At 69.6% G+C, this 24,197-nt stretch carries 17 protein-coding genes and 2 tRNA genes; 10 read left to right on the forward strand and 9 right to left on the reverse strand.

Annotation, left to right across the window (positions count from 1 at the left end):
- Position 1: 1 nt before the first annotated feature.
- Entirely contained in the window at positions 2–1,552 is a 1,551-nt protein-coding gene (locus ACKOB8_RS00990; protein ID WP_526374720.1) for a carboxyl transferase domain-containing protein, read from the reverse strand.
- Positions 1,553–1,647: 95 nt separating this feature from the next.
- Between ACKOB8_RS00990 and ACKOB8_RS00995 the strand changes: the two genes are divergently transcribed.
- Entirely contained in the window at positions 1,648–2,274 is a 627-nt protein-coding gene (locus tag ACKOB8_RS00995; RefSeq protein WP_526374722.1) for an SACE_7040 family transcriptional regulator, read from the forward strand.
- Positions 2,275–2,281: 7 nt separating this feature from the next.
- A complete protein-coding gene (locus ACKOB8_RS01000; protein WP_526374724.1) occupies positions 2,282–3,040 on the forward strand; it encodes an MmpS family transport accessory protein in 759 nt (252 codons plus the stop codon).
- Here ACKOB8_RS01000 and ACKOB8_RS01005 read toward each other — a convergent pair.
- Entirely contained in the window at positions 3,037–4,359 is a 1,323-nt protein-coding gene (locus tag ACKOB8_RS01005; RefSeq protein ID WP_526374726.1) for an MFS transporter, read from the reverse strand. The two genes, ACKOB8_RS01000 and ACKOB8_RS01005, sit on opposite strands and share 4 nt — an antisense overlap.
- Positions 4,360–4,403: 44 nt before the next feature.
- On the opposite strand from ACKOB8_RS01005, the gene cmrA reads away from it, so the two are divergent.
- The gene (gene cmrA / locus ACKOB8_RS01010) at positions 4,404–5,210 is read left to right on the forward strand and encodes a mycolate reductase (protein WP_526374728.1); all 807 of its coding nucleotides are present in this window, start codon (positions 4,404–4,406) and stop codon (positions 5,208–5,210) included.
- A gap of 2 nt (positions 5,211–5,212) precedes the next feature.
- On the opposite strand, the gene ACKOB8_RS01015 is transcribed toward cmrA, so the two are convergent.
- Positions 5,213–6,793 (reverse strand): helicase HerA-like domain-containing protein, encoded by a 1,581-nt coding sequence (locus tag ACKOB8_RS01015; protein ID WP_526374730.1) that lies wholly within the window; start codon positions 6,791–6,793, stop codon positions 5,213–5,215.
- Positions 6,794–6,873: 80 nt separating this feature from the next.
- On the opposite strand from ACKOB8_RS01015, the gene orn reads away from it, so the two are divergent.
- Positions 6,874–7,500 (forward strand): oligoribonuclease, encoded by a 627-nt coding sequence (gene orn, locus ACKOB8_RS01020; protein WP_526374732.1) that lies wholly within the window; start codon positions 6,874–6,876, stop codon positions 7,498–7,500.
- Between the two features lie 43 nt (positions 7,501–7,543).
- Positions 7,544–7,616 (forward strand) — tRNA-His (locus ACKOB8_RS01025).
- Between the two features lie 57 nt (positions 7,617–7,673).
- On the opposite strand, the gene ACKOB8_RS01030 is transcribed toward ACKOB8_RS01025, so the two are convergent.
- On the reverse strand, positions 7,674–8,885 hold the full coding sequence (locus ACKOB8_RS01030; RefSeq protein ID WP_526374734.1) for an Ig-like domain-containing protein: 1,212 nt from the start codon (positions 8,883–8,885) through the stop codon (positions 7,674–7,676).
- A 138-nt stretch (positions 8,886–9,023) separates the two neighbouring features.
- Between ACKOB8_RS01030 and ACKOB8_RS01035 the strand changes: the two genes are divergently transcribed.
- Positions 9,024–9,096 (forward strand) — tRNA-Lys (locus ACKOB8_RS01035).
- A 382-nt stretch (positions 9,097–9,478) separates the two neighbouring features.
- Here the strand turns inward: ACKOB8_RS01035 and ACKOB8_RS01040 are convergent.
- On the reverse strand, positions 9,479–10,432 hold the full coding sequence (locus ACKOB8_RS01040) for a hypothetical protein (protein ID WP_526374736.1): 954 nt from the start codon (positions 10,430–10,432) through the stop codon (positions 9,479–9,481).
- Between the two features lie 199 nt (positions 10,433–10,631).
- On the opposite strand from ACKOB8_RS01040, the gene ACKOB8_RS01045 reads away from it, so the two are divergent.
- The 3 genes from ACKOB8_RS01045 (at position 10,632) to ACKOB8_RS01055 (ending at position 12,381) form a co-directional block, all read left to right on the forward strand.
- Positions 10,632–11,375, forward strand: a complete 744-nt coding sequence (locus tag ACKOB8_RS01045; RefSeq protein WP_526374738.1) for a hypothetical protein — start codon at positions 10,632–10,634, stop codon at positions 11,373–11,375.
- A gap of 72 nt (positions 11,376–11,447) precedes the next feature.
- Entirely contained in the window at positions 11,448–12,143 is a 696-nt protein-coding gene (locus ACKOB8_RS01050) for a hypothetical protein (RefSeq protein ID WP_526374740.1), read from the forward strand.
- 100 nt (positions 12,144–12,243) lie between these two features.
- Positions 12,244–12,381: a hypothetical protein gene (locus ACKOB8_RS01055; RefSeq protein WP_526374742.1), complete on the forward strand. Its 138-nt coding sequence runs from the start codon at positions 12,244–12,246 to the stop codon at positions 12,379–12,381.
- A gap of 1 nt (position 12,382) precedes the next feature.
- Here ACKOB8_RS01055 and ACKOB8_RS01060 read toward each other — a convergent pair whose 3' ends face one another.
- Entirely contained in the window at positions 12,383–12,610 is a 228-nt protein-coding gene (locus ACKOB8_RS01060; RefSeq protein ID WP_526374744.1) for a DUF3618 domain-containing protein, read from the reverse strand.
- Positions 12,611–12,690: 80 nt separating this feature from the next.
- Between ACKOB8_RS01060 and bcp the strand changes: the two genes are divergently transcribed.
- The gene (gene bcp, locus ACKOB8_RS01065) at positions 12,691–13,161 is read left to right on the forward strand and encodes a thioredoxin-dependent thiol peroxidase (protein ID WP_526374746.1); all 471 of its coding nucleotides are present in this window, start codon (positions 12,691–12,693) and stop codon (positions 13,159–13,161) included.
- Here bcp and ACKOB8_RS01070 read toward each other — a convergent pair.
- The 3 genes from ACKOB8_RS01070 to ACKOB8_RS01080 form a co-directional block, all read right to left on the reverse strand.
- Entirely contained in the window at positions 13,158–14,489 is a 1,332-nt protein-coding gene (locus tag ACKOB8_RS01070) for a dipeptidase (protein WP_526374747.1), read from the reverse strand. The two genes, bcp and ACKOB8_RS01070, sit on opposite strands and share 4 nt — an antisense overlap.
- A gap of 80 nt (positions 14,490–14,569) precedes the next feature.
- On the reverse strand, positions 14,570–14,962 hold the full coding sequence (gene acpS / locus ACKOB8_RS01075) for a holo-ACP synthase AcpS (protein WP_526374749.1): 393 nt from the start codon (positions 14,960–14,962) through the stop codon (positions 14,570–14,572).
- A gap of 9 nt (positions 14,963–14,971) precedes the next feature.
- Positions 14,972–24,190, reverse strand: coding sequence for a fatty acid synthase subunit beta domain-containing protein (locus tag ACKOB8_RS01080; protein WP_526374751.1), 9,219 nt, complete (start codon positions 24,188–24,190; stop codon positions 14,972–14,974).
- Between the last annotated feature and the right edge of the window lie 7 nt (positions 24,191–24,197).

The following is a 24,197-nucleotide window of genomic DNA, read 5'->3' on the forward strand; positions in this document are numbered from 1 at the left end:
GCTACATCCGGAACACGCCGTAGGAGACCGGCTCGAGGGGCGCGTTGGCCGCGACCGACAGAGCCAGGCCGAGCACGGTCCGGGTGTCGGCGGGGTCGATCACCCCGTCGTCCCAGAGCCGGGCGCTGGAGTAATAGGGGTTGCCCTGCTCCTCGTACTGGGCCCGGATCGGCACCTTGAACGCCTCGGCCTCCTCGGCTGTCATCTCGCCGCGGACGCTGGCCAGCACCGAGGCGGCCTGCTCGCCGCCCATCACCGAGATCCGCGCGTTGGGCCACATCCACAGGAAGCGCGGCGAGTAGGCCCGGCCGCACATCGAATAGTTACCCGCGCCGAAGGATCCGCCGATGACGACGGTCAGCTTGGGCACCCTCGCACAGGCCACCGCGGTGACCATCTTGGCGCCGTGTTTGGCGATCCCGCCGGCTTCGTAGTCGCGGCCGACCATGAACCCGGTGATGTTCTGCAGGAAGACCAGCGGGATCGAGCGTTTGTCGCACAACTGAATGAAGTGCGCGCCCTTGAGCGCGGACTCGCCGAAGAGCACGCCGTTGTTGGCGACGATGCCGACCGGGTGGCCGTGGATGTGACCGAATCCGGTGACCAGCGTGGTGCCGTACTCGGCCTTGAACTCGCCGAATTCACCGCCGTCGAGGAGGCGGGTGATCACCTCGCGAACGTCGTAGGCGATTCGGGAGTCGACGGGCACGACGTCGTAGAGCTCGCGCTGGTCGGCTGGGGCGTCGAGGGGCGCGCGGACCTCCCACGGCGCCGCGGGACGCGGGCCCAGGGTGGCCACGATGTCCCGCACGATCCGCAGCGCGTCGCGATCGTCGCGGGCGAGGTGGTCGGTGACACCGGATTTCTTGGCGTGCAGATCGCCGCCGCCGAGTTCCTCGGCCGTGACGACCTCGCCGGTGGCCGCCTTCACCAGGGGCGGACCGCCCAGGAAGATGGTGCCCTGCTCGCGGACGATGACGGTCTCGTCGCTCATCGCCGGGACGTAGGCTCCCCCGGCGGTGCAGGAACCGAGCACCGCCGCGATCTGCGGCACGCCCGCGGCGCTGAGGGTGGCCTGGTTGAAGAAGATCCTCCCGAAGTGCTCCCGGTCGGGGAAGACCTCGTCCTGGCGGGGCAGGAAGGCGCCGCCCGAATCCACCAGGTAGATGCACGGCAGCCGGTTCTGGGCGGCGATCTCCTGTGCGCGCAGATGTTTCTTCACGGTCACCGGGTAGTAGGTGCCGCCTTTGACCGTGGCGTCGTTGGCCACGATCATGCACTCGCGGCCGGACACCCGGCCGACACCGGTGATGATCCCCGCCCCCGGGCAGTCGCCGTCGTACATCCCGTCGGCCGCCAGTGGGGCCACCTCGAGCAGCGGGCTGCCCGGATCGAGCAGTCCGTCCACCCGGTCGCGCGGCAGCAGCTTGCCGCGGGCGACGTGGCGCTCGCGGGATGTGGCCGGGCCGCCCCGCGCCACCGATGCCAGCTTGGCCCGCAACTGCCCGACGAGGCGCTCGTGGGCCTCGCGGTTGGCGGCCAGGGTCGTCATCGGGATCCTTGGTTAATCACGGCTAACTGATGCTAGATTGGGATCATGTTAGTCGCAATTAACTCAAACGTACAGCCGGCCGCCGGGACGCCGGCGTGACGACGCTGACCCGCCGCGACCGGCAGAAGTCCGACCGGCGCTCGCAGCTGCTGGCCGCCGCCGAGGCGCAGATGGCCGAGCGGGGCTTTCTGGCGGTCCGGCTGGAGGACATCGGCGCGGCCGCCGGAGTCAGCGGACCGGCCATTTACCGGCACTTCCCCAACAAGGAGGCGCTGCTGGTCGAACTGCTGGTCGGCATCAGCACGCGACTGCTGGCCGGTGCGCGCGGCGTGGTGGCCCAGGCGCCGGACCCCGCCGCCGCTCTGGACGGGCTCGTGGACTTCCACCTCGATTTCGCCCTCGGCGAGCCCGACCTGATCCGCATTCAGGACCGCGACCTGGCCAACCTCCCGGCCGCGGCGCGCACTCAGGTCCGCCGCGCCCAGCGCCGCTACGTCGAGACGTGGGTGTCCGCGCTGCGCGCGCTGGACCCCACCCTCGCCGAGTCGGACGCCAGGGTGATGGCCCACGCCGCTTTCGGACTGCTCAACTCCACCCCGCACAGCATCAAACCGGCCCCCGCCCGCCCGGCTGAACTGCAGCGGTCGCGAGACGTGCTCAAGGCCATGACCCTGGCGGCGCTGTCCGGCCGGGGTGCCGCACGGGTAGCCTGCTCACCGTGAGCAGCCGATGAGCGACCCGCGCGGAACAGGGTGGTCCGACCCGACCGAGGCCGACGCACACGGTGCCACGTCGGATCCGGCGTATTCCGGGCAGTACTGGGCGCCGCCGACCTATCCCGCCGGCTACGGAGCGCCGGTGACCTCCCCGATGACCGGACCCGCGACCGGACCGGCGACGGGTCAGATGCCGACCTACTGGCAGCCGGGCGCGGGTTATCCGGGCGGACCGCCGCCGCCCCCGCCGCCGCCGAAGTCCCCCCGATGGTTGTGGATCGCCGCGGCAGCGGCCGTGCTGCTGGTCACCGCACTGGTGATCGCCCTGGTGATCGTGAGCACCTCGACCAAGGACTCGACGATGGTGGCGCCGCTGCCGCAGACCAGCGCGCCCACGTCGGTGCCGACCCAGAGCCCGATCCCGCTGCCCCTGCCGCTGCCGACCGCAACCGAGCGGCCGGCGCCGACGACCGCACCCGGACCCCGGACGCCGGCCAATCCCGCCGCGACTGAGACCGTCGTCTACTCCGTGACCGGCGACGGCCGGGCCATCAACATCACCTACGTCGACACCGGCGGGGTGATGCAGACCGAGTTCAACGTCGCACTGCCCTGGCGCCGCGAGGTCAAACTCGCCGAACCGGCCAAGAACTCCGCGAGCGTCGCCGTCGTGAATGTGGGGCGCGACGTGACGTGCAGTGTCACGATCGACGGCGCACAGGTGCGTCAGCGCTCCGGGCGGGGCCTGACCATCTGCGCCGGGGCCGGCTAACCAGAGTCCGCCCGGGCGTGGCGGGGCACCCGCACCGCCAGCATGCCCAGCAGTCCGGCCGCCAGCACCAGACAGATCCCCGCCAGACCGGCCCGGTCGGTGCCGAAGAGGTCGACGAACACGAAGAAGAGCCACGGGGCGAGGAAGGCGACCGCCCGGCCCGTCATGGTGTAGAGCCCGAACACCATGCCCTCCTTGCCTTCTCCGGACATCCGCAGCAGAAGGGTCCGCGCGGCCGACTGGGTGGGCCCGACGAAGAGGCACAGCATCAGCCCGCAGACCCAGAAGGCGACCGGACCCGACAACGCCATCATGACGATGCCCACCACGATCATCGAGGCCAACGAGAAAACGATGACCGGCTTGGCGCCGATGCGATCGTCCAACCGCCCGCCGAGCACCGCGCCCGCGGCCGCGAAGGTGGACGCGACGACACCGAACACCAGCACGTCGGCCGGGGAGATGCCGTACACCCGAACACCGAGCACCGCGCCGAAGGCGAACACGCCGGCCAGACCATCCCGGAACACGGCACTGACCACCAGGTAATAGACGAGGTTGCGGTCACGCTGCCACTCGGCGGCAAGGTCGGCCCACAGCTGCCGGTAGCCGCCCAGCACCCCGGGGAAGCGTCCCGCGGGGACCTGCTCTGATGACGAGGGTCCGAACGTGTGGGCCCTCAGCAGCAACGGCAGCGCGCACAGCACGAACCAGCACGCGGTCAGGATCATCGCGGCCCGCACGTTCTGGCCGTCCTGCACGGGCAGACTCAGCAGACCGCGGTCGGGTCCCTCTCCGCGGATGAAGCCGACGTAGATCACCCCGAGCAGCACGACGCTGCCGGTGTAACCGGCAGCCCAGCCCAATCCCGAGACGCGCCCGGCGGTGTGGGGGTCGCAGAGCTGCCGCAGCATCGCGTTGTAGGGAACGCTGGCCAGATCACCGCAGGCGGCGGTGAACGCGAGCAGGGCCAGCCCGGCCACGAGGTAGCGCGGATCGTCGCGAATCAGACTCATCGACGCGGTGCACGCCGCGGCCAACACGGTCAGGGTGGTCAGCACGACCCGACGGCGGTGCGGAGCAGCCACGATGACGCCGGTGAGCGGAGCCAGCAGAGCGACCGCCACCCCGGAGATCGTCAGCGCCCGGCCCAGCCAACTGGCCGGCGAGGCGTCGCCGGGCAGATCCCGGCCCACGGTGCCGGTCAGGTAGACCGAGAACACGAACGTCACGGTGATCGCGGTGAGTCCGGTGGCGCCGCAGTCCCACAACGCCCACGCCAGGACCTTCGACCGCGCGGCCGGCCGGAGCCCGCTCATGCCGGACGATCTTTCCAGGCTTTCCCGACCCCTACGATTGCCCCATGCCCGTACCCGAGCCCTCCCCCGACGGCCGTGCCGTCGTCACCGGCGCATCCCAGGGCATCGGTGAGGCGCTGGCCACCGAGTTGGCGGCCCGCGGCCACCACCTGATCCTCACCGCGCGCCGTCGCGCGGTGCTCGACGAACTCGCAGCCCGGCTGACCCGCGACTACCGCGTGACGGTGGAGGTGCGGGCCGTCGACCTCGCCGACGCGGGGCAGCGCGCCGGGCTCGCCGAGGAACTGGCCGGCCGGGAGATATCGATCCTGTGCGCCAACGCCGGCACCGCCACCTTCGGTCCGGTGGCCCGGCTGGATCCGGCTGGTGAGCGCGAGCAGGTCGCGCTCAACGTGCTCGGCGTGCACGATCTTGTGCTGGCGGTGCTGCCCGGCATGGTGTCGCGGCGGGCCGGCGGCATTCTGATCTCGGGCTCGGCCGCCGGCAACTCGCCGATCCCCAACAACGCCACCTACGCGGCGACCAAGGCGTTCGTCAACACCTTCAGCGAGTCGCTGCGCGGCGAGGTGCGCGACTTCGGTGTGCACGTCACCCTGCTGGCCCCCGGTCCGGTGCGCACCGAGATCCCCGACCCCGACGAGGCGTCCCTGGTGGACAGGCTGATCCCGGACTTCCTGTGGATCTCGGTCGAGCACACCGCGCAGCTGTCGCTGGATGGCTTGGCGCGCAACAAGATGCGCGTCGTTCCGGGGGTGACGTCCAAGTTGATGTCGGTCGCCAGCGGATACGCTCCGCGGGCGATTGTCACCCCGATCGTCGGCGCGGTGTACCGAAAACTGGGCGGCGACTGAAATCAGCGCCGGCGTCTGCCGGTGCCGAAGATGGACCGGGTGATCTCCCGGCCGATCACCGTGCCGGCCGAGCGCATCGCGTTCTTGAACGCCGGGTTCTCCATCATCTTCTCCAGCATTCCCGGCTCGTTTTTTTCCACCGGCGCGGGCATCGGGGGGATCTCGATCCCGGTCGGCAGCGGCGGCAGGTCGGTCGGCTGGGCGGGTTCGGACGGCGGCGGGGCCATGTTCTTCATCAGCATCTCGTAGGCCGACTCGCGGTCCACGGACGCGCCGTACGTGAGGAACAGGGGGCTGGCCGTGGCGATGGACTTGATGTACTCGGTCCCGATGGTGTCCATCAGTGAGCGCGGTGCGCGCAACCGGGTCCAGGCCACCGGGGTCGGCGCCCCCTTCTCGGAGAGCACCGTGACGATCGCCTCACCGGTGCCCAGCGACGTCAGATCCGCGGCCAGGTCGTAGAACGCCGTCTTGGGGTAGGTGCGCACGGTCTTGGCCAGGGCCTGCTGATCGTCGGGGGTGAACGCGCGCAGCGCGTGCTGCACGCGCGCACCCAGTTGAGAGAGCACCGCGTTGGGGATGTCGGTGGGCAGCTGGGTGCAGAAGAACACCCCGACACCTTTGGAGCGGATCAGCTTGACGGTCTGCTCGACCTGCTCCAGGAACGCCTTGGAGGCGTCCTTGAACAACAGATGGGCCTCGTCGAAGAAGAACACCAGCTTGGGCTTGTCCACGTCGCCGACCTCGGGCAGGAAGCTGAACAGGTCGGCCAGCACCCACATCAGAAACGTCGAGAACATGACCGGGCGGGCGGCCTGGTCGCCGACTTCGAAGAGGGTGATGATGCCGCGACCCTGCTCGTCGAGCCGCAGCAGATCGGCGGGCTTGATCTCAGGCTCGCCGAAGAAGGTGTCGCCGCCGTCGGCCTCGAGGTTGACCAGCGCGCGCAGAATGACCCCGGCGGTCTGCGGCGAGACCGCGCCCAGCGTCTTGAGCTGTTTCTTGCCCTCGTCGGTGGTGGTCAGGAAGGTGATCACCTGACGGAGGTCCTTGAGGTCCAGCAGCGGCAGGCCCTGCTGATCGGCGTAGTGGAAGATCAGCCCGAGGGTGGACTCCTGATTCTGGTTGAGCCCGAGCACCTTCGACAGCAGGATGGGGCCGAAGGCGGAGATCGTCGCGCGCACCGGGACCCCGATCCCGCCGGTGCCCAGCGACAGGAACTCCACCGGGTAGGGCGTGCCGACCCAGTCGTCGCCGGTCTCGGTGGCACGCTGGGCGGTCTTCTCGCCCTCCTTACCGGGTTGCGACAACCCGGACAGGTCGCCCTTGAAGTCGGCCATCACCACCGGGACCCCGGCCGCGGAGAGTTGCTCGGCGATCAGTTGCAGGGTCTTGGTCTTTCCGGTTCCGGTCGCCCCGGCGACCAGGCCGTGCCGGTTCATCATCGACAGCGGGATGCGGATCTGGGCGGCCGGGTCCACCTCGCCCCCGACCACCACTGAACCCAGTTCCAGCGCCTGTCCGGTGGTGGCGTAGCCGCCGGCGATCTGCTGGGCGGGGGTTTCGCTCGACTCGCCGGTCATCTGCCCGTTCCTTCCTTGCCGCCGTCACTGAGCTCAGCCGCTACGACCCTACTTGGCCGGTGCGCCTACTGTTGAGCGCTGTGCGGGACGAACTGGTGTGGATCGACTGCGAGATGACCGGGCTGGACTTGAACTCCGACCGGCTCATCGAGATCGCCGTCCTGGTGACCGACGCCCAGCTCAACGTCCTCGGTGAGGGGATCGACCTGGTGATCCACGCCGACGACGCCGCGCTCGACGGGATGGTCGAGGTGGTCGCCGAGATGCACCGGCGCTCGGGGCTCACCGAGGAGGTGCGGGCCTCGACACTCGACCTGGCCGCCGCCGAGGAGAAGGTGATGGACTACGTCCGCGCCCACGTCAAACAACCCCGGACCGCGCCGCTGGCCGGGAATTCCATCGCCACCGATCGCGGTTTCATCGCGAGGGACATGCCGACGCTGGACAGCTACCTGCACTACCGCATGATCGACGTCAGTTCGATCAAGGAACTGTGCCGGCGCTGGTACCCCAGGATCTACTATGGGCAGCCGGACAAGGACCGCTCCCACCGGGCCCTGACCGACATCGAGGAGTCCATCCGCGAACTGCGCTACTACCGGCGGACGGTGTTCGTCCCGCCGCCGGGACCGTCGAGCGGCGAGATCGCCGAGATCGCGGCCGAGTTGAGCGGAACCGCGGACGCGCAGAGCGAATTCGGTCAATAACGACCGGACGACTACACTGAAAATGCCGCGCAGCGCGGCGATGGTGGCTGTAGTTCAGTTGGTAGAGCACCAGGTTGTGATCCTGGGTGTCGCGGGTTCGAGTCCCGTCAGCCACCCCGACGAGGGCCGCCGACGCCTTATCGGGGCCCCTATCGGGCCACCTATCGGGCCCCTTATCGGGCCTCAGTGGCGTTTCCGGCCTTCCACTGCGCCCACGGGATGTTCCAGTCGCCCAGCCCGTCCAGGCCGCCCAAGGTGCCCCCGACGGTGTTGCGCACCTCGACGATGTCGCCGCGCTTGGTGTTGTTGAAGAACCACTGCGCGTTGGCGGGACTGACGTTCAGACAGCCGTGGCTGACGTTGGAGTACCCCTGCGAGCCGACCGACCATGGCGCGGAGTGGACGTAGATGCCGCCGTAGGACATCTGGGTGGCCCAGTCCACCTCGAGGCGGTAACCGTTGGGCGAGTTGGACGGCACGCCGTAGGTCGCCGAATCCATGATCAGGTTCGGGTAGCGATCACCGACGATGTAGACACCGTTGGACGTCGGCGTGCTGTTCTTGCCCATGGAGATCGGCATGGTCTTGATCACCTCGCCGTTGCGCCGAACGGTCAGGGTCTTGGTGTTGTCGTCGGCGGTGGCGATCACCTCGTCGCCGATGCTGAACTCCGAGGTCAGGTTCTGCTGACCGTAGAGCCCGTCGCCGAGGTCGACGCCGTAGGTATTGACGCTCACCGTCACCTTGGTGCCGGGGGCCCAGAAGTCCTTCGGACGCCAGCGCACCTCGCGGTTACTCAGCCAGTAGAAGGCTCCCTCGACCGGGGGGACGGTCTTCACCGTGATCGCCCGCTGGGCGGCGAGGCGGTCGGGGATGTTCTCGTCGAACAGCACCGCGATGGGCTGGCCCACTCCAACCACGGCGCCGTCGCCGGGCACCAGATAGGACATCGTGAGGTTGGCCGGGGAATGGGTCTGGAATGTCATGGTCTCAGCGGTCAGCCCGCCCAGACCCAGACCCTGGGCGGTGATGGTGTAGCGCTCGTTGTAGTCCAGCGGCTCAGTGGTCAGCCAGCTCAGCCCGTCGGGGCTGATTTTTCCGGGCAGCGACTCGCCGGCCTCGTCGACGACGCTGACCTTGCCCAGCACGCCGCCCTGGGCGGAGATGGTGATGGGCTTGTCGACCGGAACCCCGACGGCGCCGTCGGTGACCGACGCGGTGAGCTTGGGGACCAGCAGGTCGCTGTACGGCGTGCCCTTGTCCACCAGCGTCTTGACCGAGGACGAACCCGAACAGCCGCTGATTCCGACGAGCATTACGGGCACCAGCAGCAGGGCAACGAGCACCGGCTTTCGGGCCCGAAGCCGGGAAAAAAGCTGCCCCATGGCGCGCGCTACCTCGCTTTCCGTACTGGTGAAATCCGGTTCCTTATTGTAAGGCGGTCCGAGGCCAGCGACGACTGCGCAGGTCATCGGGAGGTTTGTCCGGGCTGTGCGTCGTGTATTCTCGCTGACGCAGTCGACGCGCCGTTAGCTCAGTTGGTAGAGCAGCTGACTCTTAATCAGCGGGTCCGGGGTTCGAAACCCTGACGGCGCACCGCAACGGGTGTACTACTTCGTTTGGTACCTGCCATTGCGTCCTCGGCCGGTGCTTGACAGCTGTTTCGGCTGATCCTCGACACTCCGGTTAATGAGGGAGATCCGTGTGGCGGAGCAGAGCATTTCGCCGAGAATCCTCAGGTGGTCTGCGGTATCGCTTCCGTTCGCAGGCCGTCGCGGGTCACCAGGATGACGGTCATGCTCTGCCCGGCGCGGACTCCTGCGCTGCAGCACCCAGCGGGCGATCTCCGGAATCTCACCGACGCCCATCGCTCAGGCGCCGGGCACTTTGGCTGCATCGCCATAGCGACGTCAACGCAGCGCGGCAGGCCACCACGGGTGGGTCTGAAGGTCGTCGTCCACTGGCGGGCCGCCCTGGGCTAGACCGGCGGGTCTTGCGGAGACTTCAGTGGCACCACCGAGAACTGCTCGCGCACCTGTTCGAGGGGCAGGTGCGCAATCGACAAGTGATCCACCTGGCTGAGGTCGGCCGTGCATTTCGAACCCCGCGCGAGACCCTCGCCGAGGAATTCCGGGACTCCCGCACGGTCCAGGGTGGCTACCTTGGCCCGGATGTCGCCGTGATTGAGGACGCCGGACTCATGGATCGACATGGTCAGCAGGAACTCAAGCCAGTTATGGCGAGAGTCGTTGGTGGCCAGAAGGAATCCTGATCTGGCGATCTCCCCGGGTGCGGTCGGCTCGTAGCCGGTGATGACATGGTTCATGTCGTGATTGACGTAGTGCGCGGGCAGGTGGGTGTCATCGCCGGGCAGCTCGATATTGTTGCGACGGTAGAATTCGAGATACTGATAGCCCAGCGTGTCCTCGGGCAGGTCGTGCAACACCTTCAGCCGTTCGGCGAGAGCGTGGTCGGGCTCGTCGAGACGTAGATACCGGTCCCGCAGCGACAGCTCAGAAATCTCCGGCAGGATCTGCTGATAGCAGCGTTCGAGATCTGTGGCTGCGGCCTCCGCGCCCTTGATAATTGCGGTGCGAGTGGTCTCGATTTCAATGTTGTCGACCTGCATGGCTGAGACGTACTTCTCAGCCAGGTCGGCCTGTTCGAGCGACATAGGGTGGCGGCAGAGTTCGAGCGTCATCATCATCTCGGCGAAGCGCAGCCGTGCCTCGGGCCGCTGCAGCCTCTTTGCCACCCCCTGTGCCGACAGTGGCACCAGATTCTGGACGTCAATGTCGTCGCGACCCCAGAGGTCCCTGGTGATGGACTGCAGGACGATCATCTGCTCAGCGCTCGGACCGCTGCTGATCGAAATACCGCCGAGCAGCCCGGCCACGACCGGCTGAACTTCGTCGGGGAGCAGTATCTGCACGATTGTTCCTTGCGGATGCGAAAGGGGCAGGCGGACGCGAGCAACCGAGAGCCACTGCCGGCCCGACGGGGGTCTTCATCGGAAACGGACCCAGCCGTGAAGCGCCCGCAGGTAGTTTATCGCAGGACTGACGCAGAACTCTTTCAGCGGGTTCGTTGTTCGAAACCCTGACGGCGCACCGCAACGGGATAATCACCCCATGGACGGCGAATCCGCACCGCACGTCGGCGGACAACGCCTGCCCGGAGGGCGCTTCGAACACGGCTACGAGCGGCTGCCGGCCTGGCTGCGCCCCGGTGACCCGGAGAACCGCTGGCCGGTCCTGATCGCCTTGGTCACCGCCATGGCGTTGCAGTTGGCGGTTCCCCGCCAGCACACGGTGGTGCCCCGCTGGCCGCTGATCACCCTTGAGGCCCTGCTGGTGGTTGTGCTGGTCATGATCAACCCCACCCACCTGACCCGCTCGACGCAGGTGGAGCGGGCCGCCACGAAGATCCTGCTGGCAGCGATCACTCTCGACAACGTCGCTTCAGCCGTGGTGCTCGACCGCGCCATCCTGAGCGGTCTGGTCAGTAACAACCCGGCCGTCCTGCTGGGCAGCGGCAGCGCGATCTTCCTGACCAACGTCATCGCCTTCGGAATCTGGTACTGGAACATCGACCGCGGCGGCCCGTTCGCCCGTGCCGGACTGGTCGAGCAGGACGAGGTGCGCTATCCCGATTTCATGTTCCCCCAGACCGAGAACCCCCACCTCGCCCCGCCGGGCTGGTCTCCGCGCTTCCTCGATTACCTCTATGTCAGCTTCACCAACGTGGTCGCCTTCTCCCCCACCGATGCCATGCCCATGACGCGCCGCGTCAAGACGTTGATGGCACTGCAGGCCACGGTCGCCATCTCCACTCTCGCCCTGGTCATCGCCCGCGCCGTCAACGTGCTCGGGTAGGCGTTCGCGCCACCTGTTCCGGCCCCGACGGACCCGGCACGCAGAGGACAGCCGGGCCATACACTCATCGGCGTGGACATCGGGAAGTTCATCGCCGGCGCGGCACTGGCCCCCATCCGGGTCGGCCTGGTGGCGGCCGACACCGGACTCGCGGTCGGCGCCCTGGCTCTCGGGGTCATCAAGCAGTCGTTGGGCGAGGACGGTCCGCGGACGGTCGAGGGCCAGACAGTGGACCCGCTCACCGAGATACTCCCGCTGCGCGGGGCGATCATCGGCGCCAACCGGGTTGCGGAGTTGACCGAGCCCGACCGGGCGCTGGGCCGCGTGCTGGCCCGGGGCGGGCCGGCGGACAAGCTCACCCGTCCGGGCGGAGTGATGGACATGTTGACCGCGCCCGGTGGTCTGCTGGATCGGGTGTCCGTTGAGGGCAGTTCTCTGGAGCGGATTCTGGCGCCCGGCGGGCTCATCGACCGCTTGCTCGACGAGGACGGGCCGTTGGAGCGGATATTCGCCGAGGACGGTGTCATCGAGCGGGTGTTCGTCGAGGACGGCATTATCGACAAGCTGACGGCCAAAAACGGGCCGCTCGATCAACTCACCGAAACGGCTGAGATTCTCAGTCGGTTGCAGCCCGCGGTGGAGAAGTTGACGCCCACCGCCGAAACCCTGCAGTCCGCCGTCGACACTCTCAACAGGATGGTCAACTCGCTGGCCGCCGTTACCGAACGCATCCCGCGGCGGCGGCGGACGACGGGTCAGCCGAACTGAGGGCGACGGATACCCCGCGCCAGCAAATCTTTTCCGGCGATCTGTGGTATCGTCAGACCCTGCTCATAGGCACGTCCAGCAAATTCAGAGGGGGGACGCCATGACCTCCGGCCAGTACGGCGACGCAGCCCCGTCGCCCGATCCGGATTCGCGTCTGGTCGCGGTGTTCAGCTGCAACCGACTGGGGCGGCAGGCCAATCCCCCGCGCCCCTCGCTGGGCGACCGCGTGAGCCGCTGATTCAGCGGTTTCGGATTCCGCGTACCACGATCACCACGGTCACCGTCCCCAGGCCGAGCAACGTCGCGGCCACCGCGGGTTTCTTCAGGAAACGCAGCACCGCGGATTTGACGTCGTCGGCCAGGCGCTGCGGGTTGGCACGCTCGGCCAGCGAGTCGACGGTCAGCGCAAGCTGGTCGCGCGCGTCGGCGATCTCCTGCTTGATGATCTCCGGATCCCGGTCCGCCACGTCGCCCTCACTTCCGCCCTGCCTGATCCCGCACTGCGGCATTACCCTAGACGGTGCTGCGGCCGACGAAGGGACAGAAGGTGCCAGAAACACGACTCGAGGTGGGCGACAAGGCGCCGGCGTTCAGCCTGCCCGACGCTGACGGCAACACCGTGAAGCTCGTCGACTTCAAGGGCCGCAAGGTCATCGTCTACTTCTATCCGGCCGCGCTGACCCCGGGCTGCACCAAGGAGGCCTGCGACTTCCGCGACAGCCTCGCGCAACTCAACGGCGCCGGCATCGCCGTCGTCGGCATCTCCCCGGACAAGCCGGAGAAGCTGGCCAAGTTCCGCGACGCCGAGAAACTGACCTTCCCGCTGCTCTCCGACCCCGACCGCACGGTGCTCAGCGCCTGGGGCGCGTTCGGTGAGAAGAAGATGTACGGCAAGACCGTGCAGGGCGTGATCCGGTCGACCTTCCTCATCGACGAGAAGGGCAAGGTCGCGGTCGCCCAGTACAACGTCAAGGCCACCGGTCACGTCGCCAAGCTGCGCGGCCAGCTGTCGGTCTAACCCTCGGCGAGTTTGGCCAGCAGCAGCGCCTCGGCGGCGGCGGCGCGTTCCAGCACGCCCAGGTGCAGGCTCTCGTTGATGCTGTGCGCCTGCGTTGCGGGATCCTCCACGCCGGTCACCAGGATCGTCGCGTTCGGAAATGCCGAGGCGAACTCGGCGATGAAGGGGATCGATCCCCCCATCCCCATGTCGACCGCGTCGGTTCCCCAGGCCTGCCGGAAGGCCTCACGGGCGGCGTCGTAGACCGGCCCGGTGGCGTCGATGACGTAGGGCTGGCCCGCCTCGCCCGGCGTCACCGTCACCTGCGCGCCCCACGGCGCGTGTTGTTCGAGATGACGGCAGAGCTTGTCGAGATGGTCGGTCGCATCCCCGCCCGGCGCGACGCGCAGGCTCACCTTCGCGCGAGCGCGCGGGATGAGCGTGTTGGAGGCGGCCGCAACGGCAGTGGTGTCGATGCCGATGACGGTGATCGCGGGTTTACCCCACAGCCGCTGGGCCGCGGTGCCCGAACCGATTTCGCCGACCCCGTCGAGCAGTCCGGACTCGGCGCGCACCCAGTCGGAATCGCGGTCCACCTCGGCGACGGCGCTCTGGTGCAGTCCAGCCACGGCGACGTTGCCGTCCTCGTCGTGCAACGTGGACAGCAGCCGCACCAGCGCCGTGAGCGCGTCGGGCACCGCGCCGCCCCACATCCCGGAATGCAAGCCGTGATCGAGGGTGGCGACCTCCACGACACAGTCGGCCAGCCCGCGCAGCGACACGGTCAGCGCGGGGATGTCGACCGTCCAGTTGTCGGAGTCGGCGATGACGATGACGTCGGCGGCCAGCTTGTCCCGATGGGCTGCCAGCAACCGGCCCAGCGACGGCGATCCACTCTCCTCCTCACCCTCGACGAACACCGTCACCCCCACCGGCGGATTGCCGCCGTGGGCGCGAAACGCGGCCAGATGCGTGGCGATGCCCGCCTTGTCGTCGGCGGTACCCCGGCCGTACAGCCGGTCCGCGCGCTGAGTCGGTTCGAACGGCGGTGAATCCCACTGCGCGGCATCGCCTTCGGGTTGCACGTCGTGATGGGCGTAGAGCAGCACCGTCGGCGCGCCGGGCGGGGCCGGGTGTCGGGCGATGACCGCCGGGGCGCCGCCCTCGGCGACGATCTCGACCGTGGCGAACCCGGCGTCACGCAGCAGTCCGGCGACTGCGTCCGCGCTGCGGTGCACCTCGCCCCGCCGGGCCGGGTCCGACCACACCGATTCGATGCGCACCAGATCCTCGAGGTCGCGGCGCACCGCAGGCAGTACCCCACGCACGCTCTGGATCAGATCAGTCACCGCGGTTTCCCTCTCGCGCGAGCAGACACAAAAGTCCCCAACACGCCGAGATTACGGGACCTTTTGTGTCTGCTCGCGGGTTAAGGCGACTCGAGGATGGCGACGGCGGCGGCGGTGTCGCCCTCGTGGGTCAGCGACACGTGGATGACGACGTCGGCCAGGTGCTCGGCGATCGCCCCGGTCAGCCGGACTTTGGGGCGACCCCACATGTCGGTGATCACCTCGATGTCGCGGTAGACGCCCTCGGGCAGCACCGGACGCTGCGCGAAACGCGAACTCGACCAGGCCTTGACGACGGCCTCCTTGGCGGCCCAGCGCGCGGCCAGGTGCCGGGCCGCCAGGGAACTCTTGTCCGCCGCGTCGCGCCGCTCACCGGGGGTGAACGTCTCGGCGAACACCGTGCCGGGCTGGTCGACCTGCTCGGCGAAGGTGGGGATGGACACCAGGTCGATGCCCACGCCCACGATCGCCACCCCGCGACCCTAGCCGATGTCGGTGCGACGGTAGGTGCCGTCAGCACCCAGCCGGGAGCCCGGGTCGAGCAGCATGCCCGCCTCCTGACTCTTCTCCGGTTCGTCGCGGTCGAAACGCCGGCCCGGGGGGCGTTCGTACATCGGCGGACCGCCGGCGATCGCGGCGGCCAACCGACGCTGGCCGGCCAGCGCCCGCTCTCCGGCCCGGCGGCGGTAGTCCGCGCGCTCCTCGGGTTTCAGCGCGGCGAGGAACGCTTCGGGATGAACGAGTGCGATCAAGCCCGAGACGTGCCCGAAGCCGAGGCTGGTGACCAGCCCGGCCTTGATCGGGAAACGACCGTCCAGGTGCAGGGTCTCGCGCGGCCAGACCAGGTGAGCCGCCACGGCCATCTCGTCGTCCACACAGTCCAGGCTGCGATTGGGCGGGATGACGCCGTCACGCAGGATCTGGCACAACCCGGCCATCTGGAAGACCGCGGCGCCGCCCTTGGCGTGACCGGTCAGGCTCTTCTGCGAGACGACGAACAACGGGGCGCCGGCCGAGCGGCCCAGCGCATCGGCCAGGCGCTCGTGCAGTTCGGTCTCGTTGGGGTCGTTGGCCAGTGTCGACGTGTCGTGCTTGGACACCACCGCGACGTCGTCGGGGCGCACCCCGAGCCGCGACAGCGAGCGGGCCAGCCCCGAATGGCTCCCGCCGCGCCCTGCGGAGAGCGCACCGAGACCGGGTGCTGGAATCGAGGTGTGCACGCCGTCGCCGAAGCTCTGCGCGTAGGCGACCACCGCCAGCACCGGCAGGCCCATCTTCAGCGCGAGATCGCCCCGGGCGAGCAGGAGGGTTCCGCCGCCCTCGGCTTCGACGAAGCCCAGCCGGCGGCGGTCGTTGGCGCGGGACAACCGGGCGTCACTGATACCCCGCGCCCGCATCATCTCGGTGTCGGCGGTGGCGGCCATGTCGCCGAAGCCGATCACCGCCTCCTGTGTCAGGTCGTCGAATCCGCCGGCGACCACCAGTTCGGCCTTGCCGAGCAAAATCTTGTCGACGGCCTCCTCCACCGAGACCGCCGCCGTCGCGCAGGCGCCGACCGGATGGATCATCGCGCCGTAGCCACCCACGTAGGACTGCATGACGTGGGCGGCGACGACGTTGGGCAGCACCTCCTGCAGGATGTCGTTGGGCTTGGCGGTGCCCAGCAGGTTGCTGTGGAACATCTTCTGCATGCTCGTCATGCCGCCCATGCCGGTGCCCTGGGTGCTGGCGACCAGGCCGGGGTGGACCCAGCGCATCACCTCGGCGGGGGTGAAGCCGGAGGACAGGAAGGCGTCGACGGTGGCGACGATGTTCCACACCGCCACCCGGTCGATCGAGTCCGCCATGTCGGCGCTGATGCCCCAGACGGTCGGGTCGAATCCGGTGGGGATCTGCGCGCCGACGGTCCGGGTCAGCTTCTTCTTGCGCGGCACCCGAATCTCGGTGCCCGCCTTGCGGATCACCTCCCAGTCGCCCGCGCCGGCCACCGGGCGCACCACGGTGTGCTCGGGATCGAAGCTCTCGAACGCGCGCGCCTCGGCCTCCGAGGACACGGTGAAGGAGAAGTCACGCTCGAGGAAGACGCTGACCAGCAACGGCGCCGCGTGATCGGCGTCGATGGCGCCGTCGTCGACGAATTCGCGGATGCCGCAGCGCTGCACGACGGCGTCGTGATAGCGCTCGATGAGGTCGGACTCCTCGACGAGGTCACCGCCGGCCGTGTCGTACCAGCCCGGCTTGGGATCGTCCTCCCACCGGACCAGCCCGGTGGTCCAGGCCAGTTCCAGAACCCCGGCGGCGGAAAGCTGGTTGTCGACTTCCATCTCGAAGCGGGTGCGCGAGGAGCCGTAGGGCCCCAGCTCGGCCGCGCCGACGATCACCACCAACTCGGCCGGGTCGACGTCGAGGTCGGGCCACACCGGCGGCGGGGCGCCCCGCTGCCCGCGCGGGGGTGACGGCAGGGCGGCGATCGTGCCGGATTCCGTTGCGCCGGAGTCGGTGTCGGCGGACGCCCCGGCGGACTCCGCGCGCGCGTGCGCGGCCAACTCGGCGAGGTCGAGGTCGGCGTCGCCCAGCCCGCCGGTGAGGTCGGCCCGCAGCGGCGCGGCCGCCGCCGCGACCCGCGCGTCCGGGGTGCACAGCTGCAGCAGCATCTCGGCCATCTCGGCGGTGCTGTAGGTCCGCACCCCGGCGGCTTCGACGGCGTCGACGACCGCGTCGTTGTGGCCCATCAGGCCGGTGCCGCGGGTCCAGCCGATCAGGGCGTGGGCCAGGGTCACCCGCTGGGCCCAGGAGGATTCCGCACCCCAGCGGCTGACCACGGCGTCCAGGGCGGACTTCGACTCGCCGTAGGCTCCGTCCCCGCCGAACATGCCGCGGTTGGGTGAGCCGGGCAGCACGACGTGCAGCCGCGCCGCGATGTCACGTTCGGCACCCACCGACGACAGGCCGCCGATCAGCCGCTCGACGGCCCACAGCAGCACCTTCATCTCCAGCTCCGAGCGCGAACCCGCCTCGGAGAGGTCACCGGCCACCCGCGGCGCGGCGAACGGGAACAGCAGCGTGGGGGTCTGGGCGTCCTTGACGTGAACGGACTGCGGCCCGAGGTTCTCGGTCTGGTCGTTGCCGACCCAGGCGACCAGCGCGTCGATGTCGGCATAGGAGGCCAGGTTGGCCGGCAGCACCCACAGCGCCGCGCCGAACCGGGCGTGGTCGCGGTAGAGCGTCTTGTAGAAGTCCAGCCGCTCGTCGTCGAGTCGGGAGGTGGTGGCGATTACGGTGGCGCCACCGTCGAGCAATCGGGCCACCACGTCGGCGGCGATGGATCCCTGCGACGCACCGGTGACGACGGCGACCTCGTCGCCGTAGCGGCCGGTGTCCGGGTTCTCCGCGCCGGCGGCGATCCGCGCGTAGAGCGTCGCGTGCACGAGGCGCCCCTCGGCCAGGGCGCGTGCCCGCCACCAGTCGGCCTGGGTGGCCACGGTGTGCCCGGCGCCCTCGAAGCGCTCGGAGAGCCGCTGCCAGTCGTCGTCGATGTGCTGCTCGTCGGCAAGCCACAGCCTGACCAGATCCTCCCGGGCGCTGGCCCAGCGGTCGTCGAGCAGCACCGCCTTGCGGGCGTCGAACGACGGCGCGACCAGACGCGGCCAGTCCGGGCCCAGCTCGTTGGTCACCAGATCGACCAACTCCCGCTCCGAGCCGGTCTGGGCTGCGCTGACCGCCTCATCGAGGCCGAGGCGGTCCAGCACCAGCCGGGCCGCCGCGGCCAGCACGCCGTCGCGGCCGGTCAGCGTCTCGGCGAATTCGCTCAGCGCGGCCGAGTCGACCGCGCCCGCGGCCGGCCCGCCCGCCGACGGCAGCGACACCGCGACGCCGTGCCGGGCGGCGACCGCGGCCACCGCGGCGTCGACGGCGGCGTCGACGGCAGCCGCATCGGCAAGGGCGCCCTCGCACAGGCCGCCCAGGGGGCCGCCCCGGACGCTGGTGCCTTCACGGGTGCCCAGCGCCAGTTCCACGGTGACGTGTGGGACCCAGCCCTCGCCGAGCTCCCAGGTCTTGCGGACGCGTTCGGCCACCGCGGCCGGCCGGCGGCCCGAGGGCCCGAGCACGTTGCGCAGCTGATCGTTGACCGCGTCGGAGAGCACCGGCCCGAACGGTTTGTAGGTGCGCGCGAGCTTGCTGACCTGAGCGCGCAGCGTCGACAGGTCGGCGTCGGCGGCGCCGTCGATGGCACCGAGGTTGAGCTCGGTGCCGACGTCGACCAGCAACTGGTTGCGGCGCGAGGAGGCTCCGTCGGTGATGGACTCGACCGAGTCCTGCGCCTCGATCTGGTCCAGCCGCATCTTCGCCGACAGCGCGATGAGCGCGCAGGTGGCGTCGGCAGCGTCGAAGACGATGTCGTCCGGCCGGGGCGCACCGGCGGGTGCGGGCGCGGCAGTCGGTACGGCGGGGGGTGCCTCCGGAGGCGCACCGGCGGACTCGGGCTCGGACTCGGGCTCGGACTCGGGCTCGAATTCGGGTTCGGGGTCGCTGTCGGTGGCGAACAGCACCTCGGCATCGCGCTCGATGTTGAGCACTTCGACTGTGCTGTAGGCGTATTCGGGAAGTTTGAGGGTATTGGCGGCCAGGCCCGCCACGGTCGGCGCGCTTCGCACTCCGATCTCGACGAACCGCTCCACGCCGAGGCCTCCGGCGGCTTCCTCGATGAACAACAGATCCTGGGTCTCGATCCAGCGCACCGGGCTGGCGAACTGCCAGGCCAGCAGTTCGATGATCACGCGACGGCCCAGCTCCACCGGGCGCTCGGCGATCCAGGTGTCGTAGTCGGCGAGGATCTCGTCGAGCGGTTCGGCGGGCACCAGGTCGCGGATCTCCTGGATGAAGTCGCGGTCCAGGCTGAACAGCCGGGGCACCAGATTCGGGATGTAGCGGCCGATCAGGATGGCGGCGTCGCTGTCCTGCGGGATGATGCGGTCCAGTGCGCGGCGGAACTCATCGACGCCCACCCGCAGCACGTCGGAGTGGAACGGCACGTCGATACCGGGCACCTGGATGTAGGCGCGCTTACCGCCGGTGACCTCCCGGCGCTTCTCGATCTCGTTCTCGAGTGCCTGCAGGCCGCGAATCGTCCCGGCGATCGCGTACTGCGAGCCGCGCAGGTTGTAGTTGACGATCTGCAGGAATTCCCCGCTGCGCGAGGCGATCTCGGCCACGAAGTCCTTCACGTCGGCGTCGTCGAGATCGATCTGGGACGGCCGGATCGCGGCGAGCCGGTAGTTGGACCGGCCCTGCTCGTCGCGCGGGACGATGTCGTGCATCTTGCTGCCGCGGTGGAAGACCACCTCCAGCAGGGCTTCGAGTTCGTAGACGCCGGTGACGCAGGCCAGCGCGGTGTACTCGCCGACCGAGTGACCGCAGGCGATCGCGTCGTCAACGAAGGCCCCCCGCTCGCGCATCTCGGCGACCTGCGCCGCCGCCACCGTCGCCATGGCGACCTGGGTGAACTGGGTCAGATAGAGCACCCCCTCGGGGTGCTGGTAGTGCACGCTGCCGGCGATCAGCGTGGTCGGGTTGTCGCGCACGACGTGCAGGACGGAGAAACCCAGAGCGTCGCGGGTGAACCGGTCAGCCCGGTCCCACACCTTGCGGGCCGCCTTGGAACGGCCCCGCACCTCCATGCCCATGCCCTTGTGCTGGATGCCTTGGCCGGGAAACGCGTACACGGTCTTGGGTGCGGCCAGCCGCGCGGTGGCCGACATGACCAGTTCCCCGCGGGCGCGGGCCGCGACCTCCACCACCTCTGCACCGCAGTCGATGCCCACCCGCTCGACGCGGAAGTCGACTTCGTCGCCGGGCCTGACCATGCCCAGGAAGCGGGCCGTCCAGCCGATCAGCCGACCGGGCGGGGCCGGCTTGCCGTCGGTCGCGGTCACGGCGTGCTGAGCGGCCGCCGACAGCCACATGCCGTGCACGATGGGCGATTCCAGCCCGGCCAGCAGCGCCGCGGTCGTGTCGGTGTGGATCGGGTTGTGGTCACCGGAGACCGCGGCGAAGGGCCGCATGTCGACCGGCGCGCTGACGGTGACCTCGCGGCGGCGCCGCCGCGGGGTTTCGGTGGCGTCGAGCACCGCTCCCCCGGCGCGCACCGGGTCGGTCAGTTTCACCGGGCCGGTCCGGCCGCGCACGGCGAACCGCTCTTCCAGCACGGCAAGCACCGCTCCGGCGTCGTCGCTGACGTTGACGGTGACCGGCACCACCCGGCCGACCTCGGTGTCGACGGCCGTCGACGGTGTGGCGGTCACGACCAGCCGGGTCGGATGCGTCGGCAGCGGGCGTAGCAATCGGACCGCGTGGTCGAGGTGCACCAGGCTGAGAAGACCTTCGACGACCGGAGAACCGGTGTCGGTGACCGCGGCGCCGATCGCGGCGAACACCGCCGGCCAGCAGCGCCCGACGAGAGCGTCGGGCACGGTGTGCAGGGTCGGGGCCAGCGGAGCCCCGAAGGTCGCGGTGACACCGGTGTGGTCGGCGACCCGTTCGGGATCCCAGTCCACCGTGACGGTCGCGGTGGCGTTGACCAGTTCGGGCAGCGCATCGGGTCGTTCCGCCCCGGCCGCGACGGCCAACACGGCGCGCATCGCGGCGGCGGCGTCGGCCGTGGCCACCACAGGTGCGCCGCCGTCGACAACAGTCGCCGGCAGTGTGAAGGCGATGTCGATCCAGGCCCCCGACAGCGGGACGCTGAGCACCACCCGGTCGTCGCCGACCGCTTCCAGCCGCGCCCCGGTGGCGTGGTTGGTCGCGCTGGTGGCCCCGGTCAACTGCCACTGGGCGGCCGGCGCCAGCCGATGCACCGGGTTGGTTTCGGTGCGCCCCGCCCACAGCACGTCCGGCGAATCCAGCACGATCCCCAACGGCCCGCCGACGCCGGTGTGCACCTGCAGACGCGAGGCGACCGGTCGCGGCTCGGCGCCGATCTCGAGCATCGCGTCCACCGCCGCCTTCTCGAACCGGTCCAGCAGTTCGGCGACGGGTTCGTCGAGGCGGGTGATCCCGCCCACCGAGGCCGGTCCGGGGATGATGCACACCTGGTCGGCGGTGTAGCGCGCGTCGTGCGCCTGCCACAGCGAGTCGCTGCGCCACCAGCGGCGCACGTCGGAGTCGATCACCGGCACGAAGTTGACCGGCTTGCCCGGCGACTTGCACAGTTCGACGAAGAACGTGGCGTCCGCGGGGTGCAGCAGCACGGTCGCCGCGTCCGGACGACGCGACAGCAGGGTGGCGATCGCCGACTCGGGTGCGTCGAGCAGGCGCACTCCCGCCTCGGAGGTCGCGTCGAAGTCGGTGGCGATCATGCCGGACTCGGCCACATCGAGGCGGGCCTCCGCGCGTTGCAGCATCGCGGCGAAGCGGTCCCGCCAGGTGATGTCCAGCCACGGGGAGCCCGAATCCGCCGCGGGGCCGATCGCCAGTTCGACGTAGCGGCGCAGCCATTGCAGGTAGGTCATGTCGGCGACGTCGCCGAAATAGGGCTTGGCGGTCGCCGCCATCGCAGCGACGATCTCGTCGCGGCGCTGCCGCACAGCCTCCGCATCACCGGCGACCTCGTCGAGAAGCCGACCGCAGCGCGACGCCGCATTGTCGATCTCGTGGATGTCGGCGCCGAGCTGGCTGCGCCCGGATGCCATTCCCCCACTGGCTTTTCCGGCTCCCACCCACTGGTCGGTGCCGCGGGTGTCGACGAGCATCTGTTTGACCGACGGCGAGGTGGTCGACTCCAAACAGGCCATCGCCGCGGTGCCCACCAGAACCCCGTCGACCGGCATCACCGGGTAGCCGTAGCGGACCGACCATCGGCCGGTCAGGTAGTCGGCCGCGCGCTCGGGTGTGCCGACGCCGCCGCCGACGCAGATCGTGATGTTGGACCGGGCCCGCAGCTCCGAGTAGGTGCTCAGCAGCAGGTCGTCGAGGTCCTCCCAGGAGTGGTGGCCGCCCGCGCGACCGCCCTCGATGTGGACGATGATGTCGCGGGTGGGAACTTCGGCGGCGATGCGGACCACCGAGCGGATCTGCGCCACGGTCCCGGGCTTGAACGAGAGGTGCGCCAGGCCGGCGCGGTCGAGTTCGTCGATCAGTTCGACGGCTTCCTCAAGTTCGGGGACCCCGGCGCTGATCACCACGCCGTCGATGGGCGCACCCGCCGCACGCGCCTTCTGCACCAACCGCTTTCCGCCCACCTGCAGCTTCCACAGGTAGGGGTCGAGGAACAACGCGTTGAACTGGACAGCGCGGCCGGGTTCGAGCAGAGCAGTCAGTTCGGTGATGCGCCGGTCGAAGATCTCCTCGGTCACCTGACCGCCGCCGGCCAGCTCGGCCCAGTGTCCGCCGTTGGTGGCGGCGGCGACGATCCGGGCGTCCACGGTCGTCGGGGTCATCCCGGCCAGCAGCACCGGCGAGCGGCCGGTGAGTCTGGTGAACTTCGTGGACAGCTTCAGCGAACCGTCGGGCAGTCGGACCACGGTGGGGGCGTACTGCGACCACGGCCTGGCCACCTCGGGGGCGGCGCCGACGGTGAACAGGTTGCGCTGTCCGCCGCGGGTGGCCGCGGGCACGATGCCCACCCCCAGGCCGCGGATGACCGGAGCGGTCAGCCGGGTGAGGACGTCACCCGGGCCGAGGTCGAGGATCCAACGTGCACCGGCTCGTTCAAGCTCGCCGACGGCGTCCACCCAGTCGATGCGCCGGACCAAAATGGCATCCGTCATGGTCCGGGCCAGATCCTCGTCGAGACCGACCGCGGCCGCCCACCGTCCGACGATCTCGACGCCGTCGGCCAGACGCGGGGTGTGGAACCCGACCTCGACGGCCACCGGGTCGAACACCGGGCTGAAGACCGCGCCGCCGCGGATCTTGTTCTTCCGTTCGGCCGCTTCGCGCTCGGAGATCTGCTCGCAGTAGAGCCGGAACCGGGACAACTGCTCGGGGGTCCCGGTGATCACCACCGAACGCCGGCGGTTGCGGATGGACAGCACCGGGGGCAGCACGGTGCGTACGTCGCGGGCGAACTCCGCCAGCAGGGCCTCGATGCGCTCGGGGTCGGCGTTGGTCACCGACATCATCGGCGACCGATCGCCGAGGGCGACGATGCCGCGGCGGCGCGCCACCAGCGAACCGGCGGCGCCGATCAGTTGCGCGAGGACCAGCAGATCGACGTCGCGGCTGCCGCCGGCGCGCAGCGCCGCCACCCCCAGCACTCCCTGGGAGTGACCGGCCAGCGCGACCGGCGGGGCGGCGGTGAAGTCCAGACCCTGTCGGGTCAGCGCCCGGATGGCGGCGAGCTGGGTCAGCAGGATGCCGGGCAGCGAGACCGCCGTCGCGGTCAGCTGGTGCTCGGAGGGCACCGGTTCGTCGGCGGCCAGCGCGCGCACCCAGCGCATCGGCTCGAAACCGATCGGCCGCACGACGACGAGTTCGGAGGCGATCGGTTCGAGAACGAGCTCGGCCTCGCCGACGAGCTGACGCAGCTCGGATTCGATCCCCGCTGTAGTGACCAGTTCCTCGAGATTGGCCAGCCACGACGTCGCCCCCTGCCCGCCGAAGGCGACGGCGTAGGGCTCACCGGCGAGCAGGCGATCCACCAGAGCGGACTCGGCTTGGTCGGCGTTCTCACCGGGCAGCCTGTCGGGCTCGTGGATCGTCACCGGCGCT

This window comes from Mycobacterium sp. (genome assembly GCF_046091765.1).
In the GTDB taxonomy this organism is placed as follows: Bacteria; Actinomycetota; Actinomycetes; order Mycobacteriales; family Mycobacteriaceae; genus Mycobacterium.